The following is a 22773-nucleotide window of genomic DNA, read 5'->3' as shown; positions in this document are numbered from 1 at the left end:
TAAAAGGGAGCAACTGTAATAAGTTGCTCCCTTTTACTATCGTATAACATATGATGCAATGTCATATAAAAACCTCGTATATTTTACTTTTATTCTACGCTTGTTTCTAAAGTTACATCTGTATAGGTATGATCATCACCTATATTTAAAATTACTTCACATTGACGTAATCTCAATTCAAAGAGCATGATAGAATCATGATAAACTTCAGGTTGTGATTTCATCTTATGTAACATCTCTTGTTTTTCTTGTATTTCTAAATGAGTATTTTCTACAGCTTGTTTCAAGGAGTTAAATGGATTCCTAAAGAATATGTTAATATCCCGCTCTTGCGTGTTTTCAAATAGCTCAAATTGCAAGAAAAATTTCTTCATAATAGAAGCCGTTACCTCAGTATAATCTTCATTTTCTACATACTGTTTGTATTTGTTATATAGCATACCTTTGTTTTTAGGAAGAACTCCAAATAATTTACCAGCACTTTTCAGTAAAAATTGTGCTGGCGTAAAGCGACGTAAAATATTTACTTCATCCATTTGTGCTCTAGTCGTCATTCTGTCAGTATCTCTGCGCCAGTCATCAAGCACTTTAAAATCACATTCTAACTGTATTCGATTTTCTCCAAATAAAGAATTAAGTCCTTCACTAAGTTCTTCTAAGTACGATTGACTTTGAAGGAGCTCATTATTAGAAATCGCAATCCAATTTTTCGTAGAAAGAGCAAAATTAGGTAATACAGTTTGTTCTAAATATTTATGTACTCTTTCATTCATCGCTTTATTTAGTTCCGTATCAATGTGCCCGAAATCGCTTTCTTCACTAATTAAATCCGAACAACTCTGCAATATCTTCGGAATATTTTCAGTAAGTTCATTCGTAATTTCCATTTTCATTGTGCGATATGATTTTGTAATGAAATGAATTTTTTCCTTCTCAAAAGTAGTAAGATTATTAATGCTACCATTTAGTTTCACTAGCATATCTTCATTCCAATGAATAGAATCCACTAAATTGTTTTCTTTCTCCACGCGTTTATCCAATAGATATGTAATTGTTTTTCGAATGAAAAACAATAGCTTTTCCGTACGTTCTGCATCGACATTTTTATGATTAAAGTTAAAATGAATAAACTCAGTTAAATCATTTAATTGTTGACTACTTGTATATAAGGAAGAGTAAGGGAAAATTCTCGCATGCGGGAAATATGTGTTTATTCTCGCTTGCGTATCATGTAATACTCTTTTCACTTCTGCATCACTGTAAATGTTATCGATTTTATTTAATAAGAAATGAATTTGTAAATTTGGTGTATATTCTTGAATGCTTAATAGAATATCACGTTCTTTGTCAGTAAAAGGTGAATCCGCATTCAATACGAATAGTAATTCGTCTACAGAATTTAAATATTCGAATACCTCATCTCTAGTATCGTTATTCCTATTAAATCCAGGTGTAACTACAAATGTAAGTTTATTTTCACTTAAAAATCTGCATGGTAATTTAAATTCAACACATGCTCTATCTCTATATGTTTGATGGTGCTGAGACATCATATTATGGTAATCCGAGACATCTTCAGTTGTTGTAATTGCTAAGTCTGTTATGGCGTTAATTTCTGTATGCACATCATTTTTTAAAACTACTACATTTGAAATTGATTTTTCTAATATATTTTCTCCTATTATAGAGTTAATAAATGTAGTTTTTCCGTTTCCTGAAGTTCCCGTTACTAAAATGCGATTTGTGCTTAAATCTGCGAGCTCGCCAACTAACCATCTAAATCGGTGACCCATTTCTATATTATGTTTTTGTGCCCACTCTGTAATAGATTCAAAAAGATGCAAACTATACTCTAAGCCATCCACATGATTAATAGAATATAACAACAGGTTTTCAGCATGTTTTATATTTGCTGAATCTATTTCGGAAGGGAAAATCTCATCCCATGCCAATACAGCTGCAGATGGAAATACAGCATAAGATGGATTGACAACCTTTAACCAATTTGTTAACAAGTTTGGAATGATATCGTGCAATTGTTTAAGCATATATTGACCTTGAATTAATTCAAAGTACGTTCCTTCGTAAAGAGAAGAAATTTTGTCCCATATATCGGACGAATGTATTTCAATATGTAAGAAAAATTCATTTATTGTGTTAAGCCATGATAAGTAATTTTGTTCGTTTTTATAACTATTCCAAAGTGATGAAACCATTTGCGTAAATTGTACTTGATCTACATTATTTAACGTAACTAATACTTCATAAAAATAATCTGGTGAAATATGTTTAGTAAATCTTTTATCGATATATCCTTTTAAAACCTCAAACCACGGATAAGATTCTGTTCGAATTAACTCATTCACAGCAAGCTCTACTGCACTATCAAAATCTTGCTGCTCCTCATAAAAGGAACGGGCAATTTTTGTGACATTTGGATAATCCGGATTTAAAGAAACTGCTTCTTTAATAACAGCGAAAGCAGAGTCAAAATTATTTTGCTCTATGTAAAGAGAAAGTAATTGTAATCTAATCTCCGTCATCAATATTATATTATCAGTAGTAATGGACGTATAAACATTTTCAGCAACTGGTAATTGATTAAGCTCGAAATAAGCATCGGCAATATTTTTTTGTGCCCATGGTGCTAATTCATTATTAACTTTTTCCCATTTAAAAATAGCTGCTTCAAAATCTTGATGGCGATAATAAAATTCACCTTGTGCAAAACGAATGTAAGATCCATCAGAAATCTCATTTCTTTCTTCGTTTACATAAGCTTCTCCAAGTACATCAATAGGTGGTTTTGTTTCATTCTCCATTAGGAATGTTTCATAATACATCTTTTTTATTAATTGTTTTTCTACTCTCATCTTTTCCCCCACTATATCTTGAAAATACATTTTTAAGATATGTCAATACTTTTTGTATGTATGCTTTTTATCTTAACAAAGAATATCTTTTGGAAAATTTCATTTTCCTTTCATTTTTCAAGTTAGATTGAATTTTTATGAGAAAAATTTCAGTTTTTTTTCAATTTCCTTTCAGTTATGAAACAGCATTAAATGTTCCTAATAACCTAATAACACTATAATCTCCCGCATTATATTATCAGGAAAAGTCTATATAAACTCATATTATAAAAACAATTTATAACGAATATATATGCATTATTCCCTTCCCTAATAAATAAAAGAAGCATTATCATATATTTCTCACATTGTTTTCCTTTGAAATATTTCAGTAGTTACGTAATTTAATTCCATTAACCTCTATAAATAACTAGTCCCAAAAAAATCTATATGCATATCATGTTATAGTAAAGAATTCAGGAAATCCTAAAAGGAGGCATTTTCATGTTTGAAGATAAATCTAAAATAAACTACCCATATGAATTTACTGAAACTACAACAATCCCGCTAAAAAACCCCATCAATAAAACTTTCAAAAACGGCTCTGGTACACATACTTTCCCAATTAAAAAACACTATAAAGAACAGGTGTTATATACGGAAAAAATTAATAATAATAAAAACAAATAACCTTATAGGCCCTTATAACAATTAATTGAATAAGAATCTATATTAGACCTTGCATAGTTATAGGTAATAAATCAATTTTTCTTATACAACTCATGTACTTTTAAAAAGTGCTGATATACAGCGCTTTTTTATACATAGATAATGGAAGAACAAAAAAGGTATGGATATTTTCCATACCTTTTTGTTCTTTACTATTTATAAATAAAGTACGCCCATATTTATTTTACCTAGTAGCACTTTAATGGCTCCTCTAGAAAAAATAAAAACTAGTTTAATTAAAAATAAATTTCTTAGCCAATGCTCCTACCAGCATAAATTTACTCGTTGGCGTAATTGAAGAAAGGAGTAAATTTATGATAAATCACAAAGTTAAAGAAGCACCCAACAATTATATTGGCCATTATTGCTCTATTATATATATTTAAAAATTTACTAAAAGTTGTTTCAAAGCTACTTAGTTTTCATAAAATATTTTTTGTTTCCGTTGGAACGGATAAGCTTTAATCTCATCTGTATCTAAATTTTCATGAAATAAATGAATGGCTATAATTTGTCTACAATCGTAGGTATGATAATAATATGTTCCGGACTCCATACACATTACGCTTGTATATATGGTATTATCTAATGCACCTTCTTCTGTTATTACTCCGCCTTTAGGAACCTCGCAATTTGATAAAATATGAAATAGGGCCGATACTCCCTCTTCTTCACTATCTATACCTTGAATGTTTTGTTTGCCATATGCTGCTCGCACAAACCTTGATGGCGGGGTGAAATCCCCTGGAAGTCCCATTGAACCTGAGCCCTGACCAAAAGCACTTAATGGTAAGTTACTCCACTCAGTTGGCGCGAATGGCTGCGATTTAAGGCCAATATATTGTCTTAAATTTTGCAAATGCCAATTAAACTCCGGACTATTCGTCATCACTCCTAGTGGGTTATCATACATTTTTAATCCTTCATTTGTCGGCTCCAGTACAATGCAATCTCCCCATTTATCCGCTAAAATCCAATGTAGTGGTGGCGTAAGTCCTAAATCCGGTAATGGTATATCCAAAAAGGTAAGGCTATCCACAGATTTCTTTAACTCTTTGACAGAATTGAATTGTGTCAGACTCCAAGTCACAAAATCAAATGGAGCCAGATTCGTCTTGTTGTCATCTATGCTTTGACTATAAGTAGCGAATCCTGGAAAATATAGTGTTGCACATGTCATACCTGCTTCATTTACTCCGTCCGCCATAATGATCCTTCCTTGATGATTAATTCCCATTCCGACCGTAGCATGTTTCGTATTAATGATTTCACCAGTTATATTATTCCACTGGTAATGTCGAGGAATGATTATTACTTCTTGATTCAAATCTAATGTGAAGTCCATCGTTCTTGCAAAAAGATGCTGACCGTTTTTTGTCTGTAATGTCAAACTCGTACACATAAAGAACACCCCATTTTATAGTTTTATCTACACTCTACATAATTCTGATAAATCTGTAAATTAAAAGCCTCTTTCCTTACAAAAAAATTGAGAAAACACATATAAAGTACAAATAGGTTGAGCTTATCTGGTTATCTCTAGTTTATAAATGTTTTTTAAAAATATAGTTGGAAAAGAATTATATTAAAAAGGAGCGACTTATTACTATCGCTCCTTTTTATTTCACTCTATATTTTATTAAAATAACAAGAAACCATTTTTTCTCTATGAACAGTATCCCTACATAACCCTCTTAAACATCTTCTCCAACTCATAAGTAGAATGATGCACAAGAATCGGTCTTCCGTGCGGGCATGTATATGGGTTTGTTGTTGTACGTAGTTCTTCCAGTAAAGCAAATATTTGATCGTTCGTTAAATATTGATTTGCTTTAATGGATGCTTTACAGCTCATCATGATGGCTGCTTCTTCACGTAACTTTTTAATATCCACTTTTTTTAGTTTGACAACTTGTTCCATCATTTCGTCGATAATTTCTGTTTCTTGACCTTTTGGGAACCACGTTGGATGCGAGCGGACGATAAAGGATTGATGGCCGAATTGCTCCAAGAATAGTCCAACTTTTTTCAGTTCTTCTAGTTGCTCTTCGACACGTAAAAATTCAGTAAGAGATAGGTCAATACGGTATGGTACAAGTAGTTCTTGTACTTCTTGCGCTACCCTTCCTACCTTATCCCGGAAGTATTCATAATTAATACGTTCCTGCGCGGCATGTTGGTCAATCATATATAAGCCTTTATCATTTTGAGCGAAAATATATGTTCCGTGCATTTGTCCAATTGGATAAAGCGGTGGTAAGTCATTACCGTTCATTTCAATCCCTTCTATTTCCTGAACTTCTTCTTCCAATTCCTCTAATTCAAAGTCTTCATCGTTACTGTTCCACGATTTCTCTTTTTGAATTGGTTCTTCCATTATCGGTTTAGTAGATGGCTGCCAACTTTGTTCTTCCCTTACGAGCGACTGTGGTGGTTGCCATTCTTGTTTCGGCGGTTGCCACAGTTGTGCTGGCTGTTTCACAGCCAGTTGTTCTTCTTGTTTTTCATCCATGCCAGTCGGTAAAACAATGTCTGGCATAGATGGCTCTTTCGGCTTCGCATGCTCAAACTGGAACTGTTCTTGCACACTTTCATCTTTTTCTTTTTTCTTCGTTGTTACACCTGCATCTGGAATGAGCTGTATTTTTTTGAATGCCGATTGCAATGTTTCTTCGATAAGCTTTAGTAATTCTTGTTCTTTACTAAAACGAACTTCTAATTTCGCTGGATGTACGTTAACGTCAACAAGCATTGGATCCATTTCAATCGATAAGAAGCCGATTGGATATCGTCCGACTGGCAGTAATGTATGGTATCCTTGCTGAATGGCTTTCATTAATACGAAATTTCGAACGTAACGACCATTTACGATCGTTGACATATAATTTCGAGATGCTCTCGTTACTTCTGGTAATGTGACATAGCCTTTAATTGTAAAATCTAAAGATTCAGCTTCAATTGGAACAAGCTTCTTCGCAACTTGAATGCTATAAATTGATGCAAGTACTTGTCTTACATCACCATTTCCTGATGTATGAAGCAATTTCTTTTCATTATGAAACAGCTTTAATGATACTTCTGGATGTGACATTGCAATACGATACACGATATCTGTAATATTCCCAAGCTCTGTATGAATGGTTTTCATATATTTAAGACGCGCTGGTGTATTAAAGAATAAGTTTTGTACTGTAATATCTGTTCCTTTTCGGCTCGCTGTTTTCTCCTGCTTTATAATGTCTCCACCTTTAATCATAAGGTGTGTACCAGGCGCATCACCTGTGCTAGTGATTAATTCTAATTCACTAACTGAGGCAATACTCGGCAATGCCTCACCGCGGAAACCGAGTGTTCTAATGCGAAACAGGTCGTTTTCATCTTTAATTTTGCTCGTCGCATGTCGTTCAAAAGCGACGATACAATCTTCTTCTGCAATGCCATCCCCATTATCAATGATGCGAATTTTTGATAAACCAGCTTCTTCTAAGTGGATTTCAATAGATGTACTATTCGCATCGATAGAATTTTCCACAAGTTCTTTTACGACTGAGGCAGGGCGCTCTACTACTTCCCCTGCCGCAATTAAGTTAGAGAGTTGATCATCGAGTTTGCGAATTTTCCCCATCTACTTACTCATCCTTTCTTTAACTTTTTCTGCAAGCGATACAGTTCGTTCATCGCCTCTAAAGGTGTCATATCAAGTAAATCAATTTTTTTAATTTGCGCAAGTACTGCCGTTTCTTTTGCATCTAGAACTGACTTGTCTTGTTTTTTCGAAGACTGTCCTCCACCAAAGAATGATAATTGCGATTCTTCCTCAGTCTCTACTTTCGTCTCTTGTATTTCTGCTGGTTCTTCTTTTACAACAGCTGGTTCTGGAGCCACTTCTTGTACTTTCACTTCTGTACGCTTTGGAATAATAATTTCTTCTTGTCCTTCTAGTTGCGCTAACACTTCTTTCGCACGAGCGATTAAGCTATCTGGAAGCTCCGCAAGTTGCGCAACGTGAATTCCGTAACTTTTATCAGCTGCTCCATCTTGGATTTTATGAAGGAATACTACTTTTCCATTCTCTTCAATAGCTGAAACGTGTACATTCTTCAATTGTCCTAAACTTTCTTCTAGCACCGTCAATTCATGATAATGCGTAGAGAATAACGTTTTCGCACCAATTTGGTCATGAATATGTTCAATAATTGCTTGTGCAAGTGCCATACCATCATACGTAGATGTACCGCGTCCAATTTCATCGAATAAAATTAAACTTCTTTCTGATGCATTTGCAATTGCATTTTTCGCTTCTAACATTTCGACCATAAATGTACTTTGACCCGAAATTAAATCATCCGCTGCACCAATTCTCGTAAAGATTTGATCGAATACAGGTAATACCGCTTCTGTTGCTGGTACGAAACAACCAATCTGTGACATAACAGTTACAAGTGCTAATTGTCTCATATACGTACTTTTACCAGACATGTTCGGTCCTGTAATTAAAAAGACATCCATCTTCTCCGGCATAATACAATCATTCGGTACATACAATTTCCCGTTCAATACTTTTTCAACGACAGGATGACGACCATCTTTAATAAAGATTTCGCGCTTAGTTGTTAAAACAGGTTTTACAAACTGTTCTTCTTCACTAACTGTCGCGAAACTTTGCAGTACGTCTAATTCACTAATTACTTTCGCTAAATGTTGTAATTTCGGAATAAATACTTTTACTTCTTCACGAAGCGCTGTAAATAAATCATATTCTAATTGTACAATTTTCTCTTCTGCTTCTAAGATTAATGTTTCTTTTTCTTTCAATTCATCTGTAATGAAACGTTCCGCATTAGCAAGCGTTTGTTTGCGCTCATAGCGGCCTTCTGGAAGCGCTGCAAGATTCGCCTTCGTCACTTCAATGTAGTAGCCGAAAATACGGTTGTACCCGATTTTTAACGATTTAACTCCTGTAATATCACGCTCTCGTTTTTCAAGCTCAGCGATCCACGTTTTCCCGTTTTTACTAACGTAACGATATTGATCAAGCTTGTCATTATAACCGTCTTTAATAATATCTCCATCTTTAATAGAAAGCGGTGGGTTTTCTTGAATACTTCTTCCTAGTAATTCAGTTAAGCTCTCACATGGATCCGCACCTTGAATTAACCTTGCTGCATAAGCATTATCTAACAAACTAATCGCTTCTAAAATAGCCGGTACTTGAAGTAAAGATCGTCTTAACTGTAATAAGTCCCGTGCATTCACATTACCAAATGCAACTTTCCCTGCTAAACGTTCTAAATCATATACTTCTTTTAATTTTTCTTTTAAATCTTCACGTAAGAAGTAATCATTTACAAATGTTTCAACCATTTCTAAACGCTCTTCTACTTTTTCTTTTTGGATCAGCGGACGTTCCATCCACTGTTTTAACATACGACCACCCATAGCTGTTTTCGTTTTATCTAATAGCCATAATAATGATCCTGTTTTTTCTTTCGTTCGGAGTGTTTCTGTCAGCTCTAAATTTCGCTTTGAATGCACATCAATTTTCATAAATTGATTCGTATAATAAATTTCCACTGGTTGTAAATGGTCTAACGAACGTTTTTGCGTTCTTATTACATAGTTAAATAAACGTCCAACTGCTTTAATTAACTTTGCTTGCGAAACGTTTTTCACAAGATGTTCTAACCCTTCCGGAATCGTTGTTGCATCTTCATACGAAATCGTCATTTTTAATGTTGCAGTTAATTTATTTAATTCATCTTTTGAAAATGTAGAATCTACAACAATTTCTTTTGAACCAGTTGCATACACTTCTAATAAAATATCTTCTACTGAACCTGTTAACAACGTTACTGTATTTTGTCCAGTCGTTAAATCATTACAAGCTAAAGCATACGATCCATCTTCAAAATGTGTTAATGCTGCTAAGAAGTTATTTTCTTTCTCATCAATAGTACGCCCTTCCATCATCGTTCCTGGCGTAATTAGTTGTACTACTTCACGGCGTACTACACCTTTAGCTGTTTTTGGATCTTCCACTTGCTCACAAACAGCTACTTTATATCCTTTTTCAACAAGTTGTTCAATATAATTTTTAGCTGCATGATGTGGTACACCGCACATCGGTATACGATCACTACTACCACCATCTCGGCTCGTTAATGTAATTTCAAGTTCATGAGCTGCTTTAACCGCATCTTCAAAGAACATTTCATAAAAATCACCTAATCGGAAAAATAAAAAGGCATCTTGATAGTCTGCCTTAACCTTTAAATATTGCTGTATCATAGGGGTATATTGAGTCATACTTTTCCTCCATAATTCTTACATAGTAATCAATTTTCATATATGTCACACTTCACGGACATCCATATCTCCTATTTCAGGAGTCTTTCCTCATTATAGCACATTTCATAAGGAATCATGTTCATTCAAGCATCACTTATGTAAAGTAAAAAGCTAGGAAGAACTTCTCCCTAGCTTTCTATTACTCTTCTTCTGCATCGACGATAAAGTTCGGATCTAATTCTTCAAACTCATCATCATCGACTTGGAAATCCTCGTCTGATTCTACGCAGCCTTCAGGATTTACACTTACACAAATTTTCGTTTCCCCAACTACTTCTGTTACAAATTCACGTTCTACAGTTACAACAATTTTATTACCATTTGGTGATACAAGAGCTTCTAAACAATTTGGTGGCTGAATGACACGAGCAATAATTTCTAAATCATCACCAGAAAAGTTTTTATCACGATACCCAATACTCACTTCATCAGTGTAGTTCACACGTTCTGTTACAACTTCTGTCTTTGTATTACCATCAAATGAATACCAAGTGTTCACATCATAGAAACCTTCAATTTCCACATGCTTTCCATTCTTTCTTGCTTCGTACGAGTGGTTAATTACCCAGCACCCTAAAATACTTGTTGGCTCATTATTCGATTCACATGTATGCGTTGACTTTGTATACTTACGTCCTTTTCCAACCACTGCTTTTGTAATAATCTCTCTAAATTCGGACATTCGTAACCCTCCTCAATCACTATTCACTTAATCATATGCGTGACAATAGCGGAATGTGTCATTCTTTTTTCGAGAAGAACTTACGTTTAACCCATTAAAAAAAGAGATGTCAATTCGACATCTCTTTAACAACCACAATTTCCTTTTTTACTTTCTACCGCTGCGCCCGTTTCACCCTTCAATACATCGCCATTAGTTGAAATTAATATTTCATCTGTTACGTTGTTAGAAATCGTACTTGCAACTAGCTGCAGTAAGTCATTTACATATGTTTGTGAAGATTTAAATTCTTGCACAACTGGGATACTATCCAACTTATCTTGCAATGCATCAATGTCAGCTTCTACTTTTTTCAAAGCTTCCCATTTCCCGTAATGCTGCAAGTTTACTGCTTGTTTTTGCAGTGCTTTAATTTCATCAATTGCGCGCTTTACATTTTCATTTTTATGAATTTGCGCCTCTGCTTTCTTAAAGAAATCAACTTCTTCTGTTTCAGAAATCATTTTTGCTAATTCTTTCGCTTGTTCAACAATTTCATCTTTCGAATATGCTTTCATCTATTATTCCACCTCAATCGGCTCTTCAACTAATTCCCCGTTAAGAGACCAAGTTTTTGCTTCCGTTACTTTTACTTTCACAAGCTGACCAATTAAAGATTTTGAAGCGACGAAGTTTACAAGTTTATTCGTACGAGTATAACCTGCGAGTACTTCTGGATTATTTTTACTTTCCCCATCAACTAACACTTCTACAATTTGACCTTTGTAACGATTATTCTTTTCAATCGCCAACGTATTTACTAGTGTATTTAAGCGTTGAAGACGTTCTTTTTTCACTTCCATCGGTACATTATCTTTCATTTTTGCAGCTGGTGTACCTTCGCGCGGAGAATAAATAAAGGTAAAGGCAGTATCAAATCCTACTTCACGATATAACGACATCGTTTCTTCAAATTGCTCATCTGTTTCATTCGGGAAACCAACGATAATATCAGTTGTGAATACTGCATTTGGAATTGCTTCTTTAATTTTTCTTACAAGTTCTAAATAATGCTCACGTGAATATTTGCGCGCCATAATTTTTAACATATCTGTGCTTCCAGATTGAACTGGTAAGTGAATATGTTCTACTAAGTTTCCACCTTTTCCAAGCACTTCAATTAAGTGATCATCGAAATCACGTGGATGGCTCGTTGTAAAACGAATACGGGCAATATCAACTTTACGGAGTTCGTCCATTAAATCGCCAAGACCGTATTCAAAATCTTCAAAGTCTTTACCATATGCATTTACGTTCTGGCCAAGTAATGTAATTTCTTTATAACCATTCGCAGCTAAATGACGAATTTCTTGGATAATGTCTTCTGGACGTCTACTTCGCTCTTTTCCACGTGTATACGGCACGATACAATATGTACAGAACTTATCACAGCCATACATAATATTTACCCAAGCTTTAATATCACCACGGCGTACTTTCGGAAGGTTTTCAATTACATCCCCTTCTTTTGACCAAACTTCAACTACCGTCTCCTTCGAGAACATCGCATCTTTAAGAATATACGGCAATCTATGAATATTATGCGTTCCAAACACCATATCTACATGCTGATTTTTTTGCATAATTTTATTTACAACAGATTCTTCTTGAGACATACAACCACATACACCAATTAAAAGGTCCGGATTTCTTCTTTTTAATGACTTTAAATGACCTAGTTCACCGAAAACTTTATTTTCAGCATTTTCACGAATTGCACAAGTATTTAATAAAACTACATCTGCATCTTCAGTTGAAAAGGTTGGCTCATATCCAAGTGCGGTGAAAATACCCGCCATTACTTCCGTATCATGCTCATTCATTTGACAACCATATGTACGAATATAGAACTTTCTTCCTGTACCAAAATTGCGAAATTCTTCAGATAAGCCAAAATCCCGTTCAATTTTAACTTCTTCTTTTCCTCGTTTTTTCGCGTCTTTTAAGGAAGGTGGTTGGTATACACTTTCAAAGTATTTACTATAATCTTTCTCTTCTTTTTTCGTAGAGGAATTTGCTTGTCGACTTGCTAATCGTTGTTGCTCGTTCATTGGTAATCTCCTTTCACCCTTAACTATACACACTCTATAGTCCATTTTAATGCGCTTTGACTCACCTCAAAAATGGTTAGATAGCTTGAGAGATAACTTGTCCTTTGAAACTTGAGTAATCAATCTAATCATTCATAAGAATGAAGTCTTCCCCACACAAATAGACATTCCCTTTTCATACTTCTTTTTGTCCTATCCAAAAGCATATTGCTTTATCCCTATAAACATTACCATAGTATGAAGCGTTGCGCCAATTTTAACAAGAAAGAGGCTCTGTCTGATCTTACATTTCATCAGCAATGAACTCGCCATTTTCATACAACGATTTATATATTATTTTACCATTCTGAATTTTCTAAGTAAATAAGACTATCCTATATTTTTTACTCATAAAAAAAGGTTACCAAATGGCAACCTCCTCTTCTTGCATTACATAAATTCAGCTACGAGTTCATCAAACATTTTCTGATCCATATTTAAATCAGCTTGCACTAAAGGCTTCTCACTATAGCCTTTTACAAGTTCTTGGTATGAAGGTTGCGCTGTATTTTGATATATTAAACCTGTTACTAATCCGTTATTTTCCATTAACGTTTGCATAGCCATCATGCGATTAGATGGATCATATCCCTCTACTGTACTTAGTTTTGTTAAATTCTCTTTAAACCAATCGTAAGTATTTACTTTATTGTAAGTAACACATGGGCTGTATACGTTAATTAATGAAAATCCTTTATGGTTAATACCAGCTTCAATAATTTGTGTTAGTTCTTTTAAATCACTTGAAAAGCTTTGCGCCACAAATGTAGCACCAGCTGTTAAAGCCATTTCCATAACATTTAGTGACGGTTCAATTGAACCTTGTGGTGTGCTTTTCGTTTTAAATCCAGCTTCACTACGCGGTGAAGTTTGCCCTTTTGTTAATCCGTAAATTTGGTTATCCATTACGATGTACGTAATGTCGATGTTACGACGAATAGAATGGATTGTATGTCCCATACCAATCGCAAATCCATCACCGTCACCACCTGATGCGATAACTGTTAAATCACGATTTGCCATTTTCACACCTTGTGCAATTGGAAGGGCACGACCATGAATACTATGCACACCATATGAATTAATATAACCTGAAATACGACCTGAACAGCCGATACCGGAGATAACAGCAAGTTCATCTGGATTTAAACCAACGTTAGCTGCCGCACGTTGAATTGCAGCTTGCACCGAGAAGTCTCCGCAACCTGGGCACCAGTTTGGTTTTACGCTGTTACGAAAGTCCTTAAATGTTGCCATTTAATACAACCCCTTTTTTGCATTCGTTGTAAATCTCTTTCGGCAAGAATGGATTCCCATCATATTTTAAAAGACTAGAAATTTTCTCACCGTTACCAAGATTCATTTTCATAATGTTAGCAAGCTGACCTGTTGCGTTGTTTTCTACCACTACAACACGCTTCGCATTTTTCACAAGTGGATCGATTTCAGCTGTTGGGAACGGGTGAACTAAACGTACATGAGCATGGTTTACTTTCATACCCTCTTGTTCTAAGCGCTCCATCGCCTCTTCGATTGCACCACGAGTTGAGTTAAACCCAACAAGCAATACGTCCGCTTCTTTATGCTTAACATTTTTATAGACAGGGGTGTTAAACTTCAAGTTCTCCATTTTACGGAAACGTTTGTCCATTTGATCTTTACGGTTTATTGCTGATTCAGATGGTTTACCAGTTTCATCATGTTCTACACCTGTAACATGGTGAACACCATTTTTCATACCAGGTAAAACACGTGGTGAAACGCCATCTTCTGTTACTTCATAACGCTTGAAGTATGCTTTATTTTCACGTTCTGGTAATTCCGCTTCTAAATCAAGCTTACCGCGACGGATTTCCACTTTATCTAACGTAAGCGGTTCTACCGTTTGTTTTCCTAAAGAAAGCTGTAAATCTGTTAAGAAAATAACAGGAACTTGATATTCTTCAGCTAGGTTAAATGCTTCTACAATATCATAGAAAGCTTCTTCAACTGTACTTGGCGCCATTACGATTTTTGGAATCTCACCGTGCGTACCGTAAATCATCGCCATTAAATCAGACTGCTCTTGTTTCGTTGGTAATCCTGTACTTGGACCACCACGTTGTGTATCAACAATTACTAATGGTGTTTCTGTAATACCTGCTAAACCAATCGCTTCCATCATTAAAGATAGACCCGGACCAGCAGATGCAGTTAATGTACGAACACCAGCATAATTTGCACCGATTGCCATTGTACAAGCTGCGATTTCATCCTCAGTTTGGATTACTGTCCCGCCAACTTTTGGCAATTTTTTAATTAAGTATTCCATAATTTCAGATGCAGGTGTAATTGGATATGCAGACATAAAGCGAGCACCACCAGCTACCGCTCCAAATGCGATTGCATCGTTTCCAATCATAAACATGCGTTTCTTACCATCAGCCTTTTCAAGCTGCATCATGTTTACTTTCTCACCTAGCAATTCTTTCATATATTGAGAGCCGCGCTTAATTGCGTCCATATTCTTTTGAACAACTTGCTCTCCTTTACGACCAAAGATTTCTTCAACAACATTTAAATAAGCTGTTTCATCTAATCCTAATACCGCACTTGATGCCCCAACAGCAACCATGTTTTTCATTAATGATGTGCCTAATTCTGAAGCAATATCTGTAAACGGTATCACATATAGATTTACATCTGTATTATCAGGTATTGTTGGATTAAACTTCGCATCCGCAACTACAATTCCACCTGGACGTAGTTCGTGGAAGTTAAAATCAATTGTTTCTTGATCAAAAGCAATTAGAATATCTAAATCATCTGAGATCGCGCGTACTTCTGTTGTACTTACGCGAATTTTATTATTTGTATGGCCGCCTTTAATACGTGATGAGAAGTGGCGGTAACCGTATAGGTAATATCCTAATCGGTTTAATGCAATACAGAAGATTTCTCCTGTACTTTCAATTCCTTCACCTTGTTGGCCTCCAACTTTCCATGAAAGTTGACTAATCATCTCCTACACCCCTTTTGGCTGCATTCATTGTAGTGTATTTTTTTACAGTAATAGTTTAGCATTTTTTATACAAATAAACTACAACGGACGCAAATTATGCCTCTTCTGATTTCCCTGAATCTTTAGTATAAAGCTATTTTGTTTTTCATTCTAGTATTAGGTCTTAAAAAAAGCAATAATATCAAATGAATTAATTCTAATTTTTCTGGATTTTTAAAACGAAAATCTCAAAAACTTATATGTTCAACAAAATTATCATATAAAAATCGCTCTACAGTAGATGCAGCATAGTGTTTACAAAGCTCATTCATTACATTTTCATAATCTCGATACGCTGATACATTTACAACCGTTTCTAAAATCCCATCAAAATCTGAACCAAATCCTATATTGTTCTCTCCACCTAATGAACAAATATATTCGATATGTCTTACTATATCTGCTATATTCGCTTGTTTTTCATTTGTTAGAAACTGCGGTACAAAAGTGACACCTATCATGCCATTTCGCTTTATAAGAGCTTTAAGTTGTTCATCGTTTAAATTACGTGGATGCTGACAAAGTTTCATACAGTTTGAGTGGGAAGCAATAGGATTTTTTGCACTTTCTACAACATCCCAAAAACTTCTTTCATTTAGATGAGACACATCAGTCCATGCATGTAACGTATTAAGTTCTTGTACAACTTCTTTACCGAAAGTCGTTAAACCTGCCCCACGTGTCTCTAGCGCACCATCAGCTAATAGATTGGCATAATTCCATGTTAGTCCAAAAGAACGTACTCCTAGGCGATACAACAACCGTAATTTCATTGCATCTCTTCCAATTGCTTCGCATCCTTCTAGTGTTAATATCGCTCCAATCTCGTCCTGTTTTAACATGTTAATATCATCTTTTGTCTGAATAAACTTCACACCTGGTAGGGATAAAATTTCATTATAAAAAATATCTACCATTTGTAATGCTACTTCAAATCGGTTTTCATATGCCACTGTTTCTGGCACATATATAGCAAAACATTGTATACTTCCTTTTCTTCTCTTTAATTGTTCAAATGTAATATGTAATTGCGGATCATGTTTAAAATTCTTTTTCCCTTGTGTACTCCATAACTGAAGAAGCACATCACAATGAGCATCAAAAATTTTCATTTTCATTCCTCCATTATAAAAACAACCTGTTTGCATACTGCAAACAGGTTGTTTAAGCTTAACGAGGTTCTACAATTAATTTTATTGCTGTACGTTCTTCCCCATCAATCATAATATCCGTAAACGCTGGGATACAAATCAGGTCCAAACCACTAGGCGCTACAAATCCTCTTGCAATTGCTACTGCCTTTACCGCTTGGTTCAATGCACCTGCACCAATGGCTTGAATTTCTGCTGTTCCGCGTTCGCGAATAACACCTGCAAGTGCACCAGCTACAGAATTAGGGACCGACGTTGCTTTAACTTTTAATATTTCCATTCCGCGTTTCCTCCTCGTTTCTATAAAAAGTATTAGCAATTATTTCACTTTAACTTATATTCACGAGGAATGACGCGTATTCCTGCTAAATTCCTGTAATTTTTCTAAAAAATTAAAAAATAATAACTTTTCTAAATCTTACCCAGAAATTACTCAAAAAATGGCTGATCATCATTAATTAAGATACGCTGGATTTTCTTAGCTTTTCCTGTATTAGGATCCACATCAACTAGCACTGCACTTAATTGTGTTCTACCACTTGTCACTTCAAATCGTACTGGTAAGTTTGTTAAAAACTTCTTCAATACCGCTTCTCGATCCATACCTAAAATCCCATCGTAAGGACCTGTCATACCAACATCTGTGATATATGCAGTTCCGCTTGGTAAAATACGATTATCTGCTGTAGGAACATGTGTATGTGTACCCACTACTGCTGTAGCACGACCATCTACATACCAACCTAACGCTTGTTTTTCACTTGTAGTTTCCGCATGAAAATCAATAAAGATAATATTCGTACGTTTTTTTGCAATGTTAATTAATTCATCCACTTTACGGAATGGACAATCAATTGGAGGAAGGAATGTACGTCCTTGTAAGTTAATAACTGCCACTTCTGTTCCATTGCAGTTCACAAAGATAAGTCCTTTTCCTGGAGTTCCTTCTGGGAAGTTAGCTGGTCTTGCAAGATATTTTGCGTCATCAATAAATTCAAATACTTCACGGTTATCCCAAGCGTGGTTTCCAAGTGTAACCGCTTGTGCCCCGCATTCTAAAAAGTTTCGATATATTTTTTCCGTAATTCCACGTCCACCTGCTGCATTTTCTCCATTAATAATAGTTACTGTAGGTGTATATTTCTTCTTTAATGCCGGTACGTATTGTTGAATCATACCTCTACCAGGAGATCCTACTACATCCCCAACAAATAATATTCTCATATGTCTTACCCTTCCTATGTACTACATTTTTTATTACTATAGCTTCAAGTGATTTCCTTACAATATATTTATTATAAGTTTGTTTCACTTGTATACTAATTCCCTTTATTTTAACCAATTCCAACACAAAAAAATAAAGTGGTGTTTCACCACTTTATTTTGCGTATTCCACTGCACGTGTTTCACGAATAACAGTTACTTTAATGTGTCCTGGGTAATCCAGTTCATTCTCAATACGTTTTCGAATATCACGAGCTAAACGATGAGCTTCTAAATCATCAATTGTATCTGGTTTTACCAGAATACGAACTTCTCGTCCTGCTTGAATTGCGAATGATTTTTCTACGCCTTCATAAGACTCTGAAATCTCTTCCAACTTTTCAAGACGACGAATATAGTTCTCAAGTGTTTCACTACGAGCTCCAGGTCTTGCAGCTGATAATGCATCTGCTGCTGCAACTAAAACTGCAATGATAGAAGTTGGTTCTGTGTCCCCATGGTGAGATGCAATACTGTTTATAACTACAGGATGCTCTTTATACTTCGTTGCGAGTTCGACACCAATTTCAACATGACTACCTTCTACTTCATGATCAATTGCTTTACCGATATCATGTAATAGACCAGCACGTCTTGCTAGTTTTTCATCCTCACCAAGCTCCGCTGCCATAAGTCCAGTTAAATATGCAACTTCCATAGAGTGTTTTAAGACGTTTTGTCCGTAACTTGTACGGTATTTTAAACGACCTAAAATCTTAATTAAATCTGGATGTAATCCGTGAACACCCACTTCAAACGTTGTTTGCTCTCCGACTTCGCGAATATACTCGTCCACTTCACGTCTTGATTTTTCGACCATCTCTTCAATACGCGCTGGGTGAATACGTCCGTCCTGTACTAGTTTATCAAGAGCGATACGAGCTGTTTCACGACGAATTGGGTCGAATCCAGAAAGGATAACCGCTTCTGGTGTATCATCGATAATTAGGTCAATACCTGTTAACGTTTCTAACGTACGAATATTTCGACCTTCACGTCCGATAATACGTCCCTTCATTTCGTCATTTGGAAGATTTACAACCGAAACGGTTGTTTCAGCAACATGATCAGCTGCACATCTTTGCATTGCAAGAGATAAAATCTCTTTTGCTTTCTTATCCGCTTCTTCTTTCGCACGAACTTCACTTTCTTTTACCATTACGGCAATTTCATGAGAAACTTCACTTTCTACTTTACCAAGAATAATTGCTTTCGCTTGTTCGCGTGTCAGATTGGAAATGCGCTCTAATTCTGTTTGTTGCTTTTGAACTAACTCTCCCACTTTGCTTTCCAACTCTTCAATCTGTTGTTGTCTCGCTACAAGAGATTCCTCTTTCTTTTCTAACTGTCGCTCGCGTTTATCGAGCGTTTCGTCTTTACGATCAAGGTTCTCTTCTTTTTGCATTAAACGATTTTCTTGTTTTTGTAATTCGCTTCTACGGTCACGAATTTCTAATTCAGCTTCTGTACGAAGTGTATGAATTTCATCCTTTGCTTCTAAAAGCGCTTCTTTCTTAAGTGCTTCAGCCTCACGATTCGCTTCGTCTAGAATACGTTTCGCTTCGTTAGCTGCACCATTAATCTTCGCTTCAGCAATAGACTTTCGAACAAAAAAGCCAACAACTGCACCGACTGTTGCAAGCAAAATGGAGATGAGTATCCAAACTGTACTACTCATGATTTCACCTCCCCTTGCTATGAATGAAAAAAGACTGTCGGCATGTACATTGAATACCAACATACAGCAAAGACCGTCGTCCCGCTTTTTTAAGGGACTTTCTTCATTTCACAATTAAAATGTCATATTATTATTTCGGCAAGATTTAAGTCTTACTCCGAATATTACTTCTCTTCTTGAGAAGAGTGTTTCGTATATAAGAAAAAATATACATTCTCATTGTATCTATCGCAATTTTCATTGTCAAGCGTTGTCTACTTTTACTTTCTTTACCTTCAGCTCTAATTCATATATGAATTTAAAAAGAAGACAGCATATTATCCTGGAAAACCTTAGTGAATTCCAGTTTATGCATACAAAACATGCATATATCCCTCTTTATACATAGCCTTTTAGGCAGATTAAATATTTTATCTCCAACGATATACAACGCTTTCATAATAATTAAAAATAAAAGACACGGAACCGTGTCTTTTATTTTTTAATCTTGAAGATTTGAATCTTCCGTTTCTTCAGCACCAGAGTCTTCACCAATTCCGTGATGGTCACGAACAAAGAAGGCAATTTCCTCTCTTAAATCCGTATTCTCTTTTAAGAATTGCTTCGAATTTTCACGACCTTGCCCTAAACGCTCTTCATTATAAGAGTACCAAGCACCACTCTTTTGAACGATATCAAGTTCAGAAGCCATATCTAAGATTTCACCTTCTCTTGAAATACCTTCTCCGTACATAATATCAACTTCAGCAACACGGAATGGTGGCGCCACTTTATTTTTAACTACTTTTACTTTTGTTTTATTACCAACGATGTCGTTACCTTGCTTTAATTGCTCCGCACGACGCACTTCAAGACGAACTGTTGAATAGAATTTCAACGCACGACCACCTGGAGTTGTTTCTGGGTTCCCGAACATAACCCCAACTTTTTCACGAATTTGGTTAATAAAGATTGCAATTGTTTTTGATTTATTGATTGCACCTGACAGCTTACGAAGTGCTTGAGACATTAAACGAGCTTGTAGACCTACGTGTGAGTCACCCATGTCTCCTTCAATCTCAGCTTTCGGTACAAGAGCTGCTACAGAGTCAATTACGATAATATCAACCGCGCCACTTCGTACAAGTGCTTCTGCGATTTCTAGTCCTTGCTCCCCTGTATCAGGTTGTGATAATAGTAATTCATCTATGTTAACGCCTAATTTTTGTGCATATACAGGATCCATTGCATGCTCCGCATCAATAAACGCTGCTTGTCCACCTTGACGCTGTACTTCCGCGATTGCATGTAATGAAACTGTTGTTTTACCTGAACTTTCTGGTCCATAAATTTCGATAATACGGCCACGTGGGTATCCGCCTACCCCTAATGCCACATCAAGTGCTAAAGAACCACTTGAAATTGTAGAAACTCTACGCTCCGCTTGTTCTCCTAATTTCATAATTGAACCTTTACCGAATTGCTTCTCTATTTGTTTTAACGCCATATCTAACGCCGCTTGACGATCACTCATTCAAAATTCCTCCTTAACTGAATTGCTAATCTTATTATACCTATTTTCAATTCAATTTGCCAACAAAATCGAACATTTATTCGATTTTTTTATTTTCCATTAAATAAAAATGAGTTTAACCATAAAAAAAGCTAGAAGAAACTTATATCTCTTCTAGCTTTTTATACAAATGATAAAATCCATATTTCACCGAACGTTCCCTAATTTGTTGACGACTTCCACTTAAAATAAGAGGAAAGACTACAGTTGGTTCATCCTTAATCGCCAATCCAACGAATACTGTTCCCGGCTCTTTATGTTCTGAAGCATCCGGTCCTGCTACCCCAGTGAAACTAATTCCGATATCCGCTTTTAATAAGCCCTTAACATTTTCAGCAAGATAACGAGCACATTCTTTACTAACTGCACCATCAGTAGACAACACTTCCGCAGGTACATGTAAAACATGTTGCTTCACATCATTATGATAACAAATGACACCGCCTTTAAATACTGAAGACACACCAGCACTTTCTGTTACTTGATTGCCGAAGAGACCACCGGTTAAACTTTCTGCACACGCTAAAGTTAATCCTTTTTTCTTCAATAACTCTATCGCCTTATCATGCAGAAACTCTTGATCATACCCGTAGAAAAATTTTCCTACTCTTTCTAAAATCAAATCTTCCATATGCTGAATGCGTTTCGCAGCTTCATCAGCATTTTGATGTTTGGCAGTTAAACGTAGTGTCACTTCTCCATCATTCGCAAGGGGGGCGATTGTCGGGTTCGTTTGTCCATCAATTAAATCTTGAACTTTCACTTCTAATTGAGATTCCCCAATCCCGAAAAAGCGCAGCACACGAGAATAAATGTTTTCTCCTGTTGTAAAGTTACGTAAAAAAGGCTCTACATAACTTATATACATCGGCTTCATCTCTTTCGGTGGTCCTGGTAATAAAATATAAACTTTCCTGTTCTTATTTAGCCCCATACCAGGTGCCATGCCGTGATCATTCGCAAATACAGTTGCTCCATTCAAAACGAGCGCTTGCTTTTTATTATTCTCTGTGAACTCGCGACCTGTACGCTTAAAGTACTCGCTTATCGATGCTAATGCCTTTTCATCATATACAAGCTCTTCACCCAACCTAGAAGATATCGTTTCTTTCGTCAAATCATCTTTTGTCGGGCCTAATCCACCTGTGAAAATAAGTATGTCAGCACGTTCTTCCGCAACTTCAATCGCCTGCTGTAATCGCTTGTTATTATCTCCAACTACAGTATGGTAGTACACATTAATTCCGATTGAAGCTAACTTTTCAGATAAAAACTGGGCATTTGTATTTGCAATTTGTCCAAGTAATAATTCAGTTCCAACCGCAATAATTTCAGCATTCATCCCAATT

General features: G+C 35.7%; 16 protein-coding genes. 1 reads left to right on the top strand and 15 read right to left on the bottom strand.

Features of this window, described 5'->3' with window-relative positions; genetic code table 11:
- Positions 1 to 89: 89 nt before the first annotated feature.
- Positions 90 to 2873: a dynamin family protein gene (locus tag DM800_RS15825; protein WP_147787175.1), complete on the bottom strand. Its 2784-nt coding sequence runs from the start codon at positions 2871 to 2873 to the stop codon at positions 90 to 92.
- Between the two features lie 483 nt (positions 2874 to 3356).
- On the opposite strand from DM800_RS15825, the gene DM800_RS15820 reads away from it, so the two are divergent.
- Complete coding sequence (locus tag DM800_RS15820) at positions 3357 to 3542, top strand: hypothetical protein (protein ID WP_000461129.1); 186 nt, start codon at positions 3357 to 3359, stop codon at positions 3540 to 3542.
- Between the two features lie 454 nt (positions 3543 to 3996).
- On the opposite strand, the gene DM800_RS15815 is transcribed toward DM800_RS15820, so the two are convergent.
- The 14 genes from DM800_RS15815 to cinA all read right to left on the bottom strand — a co-directional run bounded on the left by DM800_RS15815 (position 3997) and on the right by cinA (position 22766).
- A complete protein-coding gene (locus tag DM800_RS15815; RefSeq protein ID WP_088064271.1) occupies positions 3997 to 4983 on the bottom strand; it encodes a choloylglycine hydrolase family protein in 987 nt (328 codons plus the stop codon).
- A 279-nt stretch (positions 4984 to 5262) separates the two neighbouring features.
- The gene (gene mutL, locus DM800_RS15810) at positions 5263 to 7206 is read right to left on the bottom strand and encodes a DNA mismatch repair endonuclease MutL (protein WP_147787174.1); all 1944 of its coding nucleotides are present in this window, start codon (positions 7204 to 7206) and stop codon (positions 5263 to 5265) included.
- Positions 7207 to 7214: 8 nt separating this feature from the next.
- Positions 7215 to 9887: a DNA mismatch repair protein MutS gene (gene mutS / locus DM800_RS15805; protein WP_147787173.1), complete on the bottom strand. Its 2673-nt coding sequence runs from the start codon at positions 9885 to 9887 to the stop codon at positions 7215 to 7217.
- Between the two features lie 181 nt (positions 9888 to 10068).
- A complete protein-coding gene (gene cotE / locus DM800_RS15800) occupies positions 10069 to 10611 on the bottom strand; it encodes an outer spore coat protein CotE (RefSeq protein ID WP_001288802.1) in 543 nt (180 codons plus the stop codon).
- Positions 10612 to 10736: 125 nt separating this feature from the next.
- A complete protein-coding gene (locus DM800_RS15795; RefSeq protein WP_000649386.1) occupies positions 10737 to 11168 on the bottom strand; it encodes a YlbF/YmcA family competence regulator in 432 nt (143 codons plus the stop codon).
- Between the two features lie 3 nt (positions 11169 to 11171).
- A complete protein-coding gene (gene miaB / locus DM800_RS15790; protein WP_087985036.1) occupies positions 11172 to 12701 on the bottom strand; it encodes a tRNA (N6-isopentenyl adenosine(37)-C2)-methylthiotransferase MiaB in 1530 nt (509 codons plus the stop codon).
- A 429-nt stretch (positions 12702 to 13130) separates the two neighbouring features.
- Positions 13131 to 13997 (bottom strand): 2-oxoacid:ferredoxin oxidoreductase subunit beta, encoded by an 867-nt coding sequence (locus DM800_RS15785; RefSeq protein ID WP_000190158.1) that lies wholly within the window; start codon positions 13995 to 13997, stop codon positions 13131 to 13133.
- Positions 13984 to 15741 carry a 2-oxoacid:acceptor oxidoreductase subunit alpha gene (locus DM800_RS15780; RefSeq protein WP_048545957.1) on the bottom strand — a complete coding sequence of 586 codons (1758 nt, stop codon included), beginning with the start codon at positions 15739 to 15741 and terminating at the stop codon, positions 13984 to 13986. The genes DM800_RS15785 and DM800_RS15780 overlap by 14 nt, the downstream gene beginning before the upstream one ends.
- Positions 15742 to 15968: 227 nt before the next feature.
- On the bottom strand, positions 15969 to 16892 hold the full coding sequence (locus DM800_RS15775; protein WP_147787172.1) for a dipeptidase: 924 nt from the start codon (positions 16890 to 16892) through the stop codon (positions 15969 to 15971).
- Between the two features lie 58 nt (positions 16893 to 16950).
- Complete coding sequence (gene spoVS / locus DM800_RS15770; RefSeq protein ID WP_000404341.1) at positions 16951 to 17211, bottom strand: stage V sporulation protein SpoVS; 261 nt, start codon at positions 17209 to 17211, stop codon at positions 16951 to 16953.
- 149 nt (positions 17212 to 17360) lie between these two features.
- Positions 17361 to 18155 (bottom strand): TIGR00282 family metallophosphoesterase, encoded by a 795-nt coding sequence (locus DM800_RS15765; RefSeq protein WP_001221093.1) that lies wholly within the window; start codon positions 18153 to 18155, stop codon positions 17361 to 17363.
- A 154-nt stretch (positions 18156 to 18309) separates the two neighbouring features.
- The gene (gene rny / locus DM800_RS15760; RefSeq protein ID WP_048545962.1) at positions 18310 to 19872 is read right to left on the bottom strand and encodes a ribonuclease Y; all 1563 of its coding nucleotides are present in this window, start codon (positions 19870 to 19872) and stop codon (positions 18310 to 18312) included.
- A gap of 481 nt (positions 19873 to 20353) precedes the next feature.
- The gene (gene recA / locus DM800_RS15755; RefSeq protein ID WP_075312643.1) at positions 20354 to 21385 is read right to left on the bottom strand and encodes a recombinase RecA; all 1032 of its coding nucleotides are present in this window, start codon (positions 21383 to 21385) and stop codon (positions 20354 to 20356) included.
- 142 nt (positions 21386 to 21527) lie between these two features.
- Positions 21528 to 22766, bottom strand: coding sequence for a competence/damage-inducible protein CinA (gene cinA, locus DM800_RS15750; RefSeq protein WP_060487536.1), 1239 nt, complete (start codon positions 22764 to 22766; stop codon positions 21528 to 21530).
- Positions 22767 to 22773: the final 7 nt, after the last annotated feature.

The sequence above is a fragment of the Bacillus sp. AY18-3 genome (genome assembly GCF_008042305.1).
Lineage (GTDB): Bacteria > Bacillota > Bacilli > Bacillales > Bacillaceae_G > Bacillus_A > Bacillus_A wiedmannii.
Note: the sequence above shows the minus strand (reverse complement) of the source record. Positions and strands in the feature narration are given on the sequence as shown.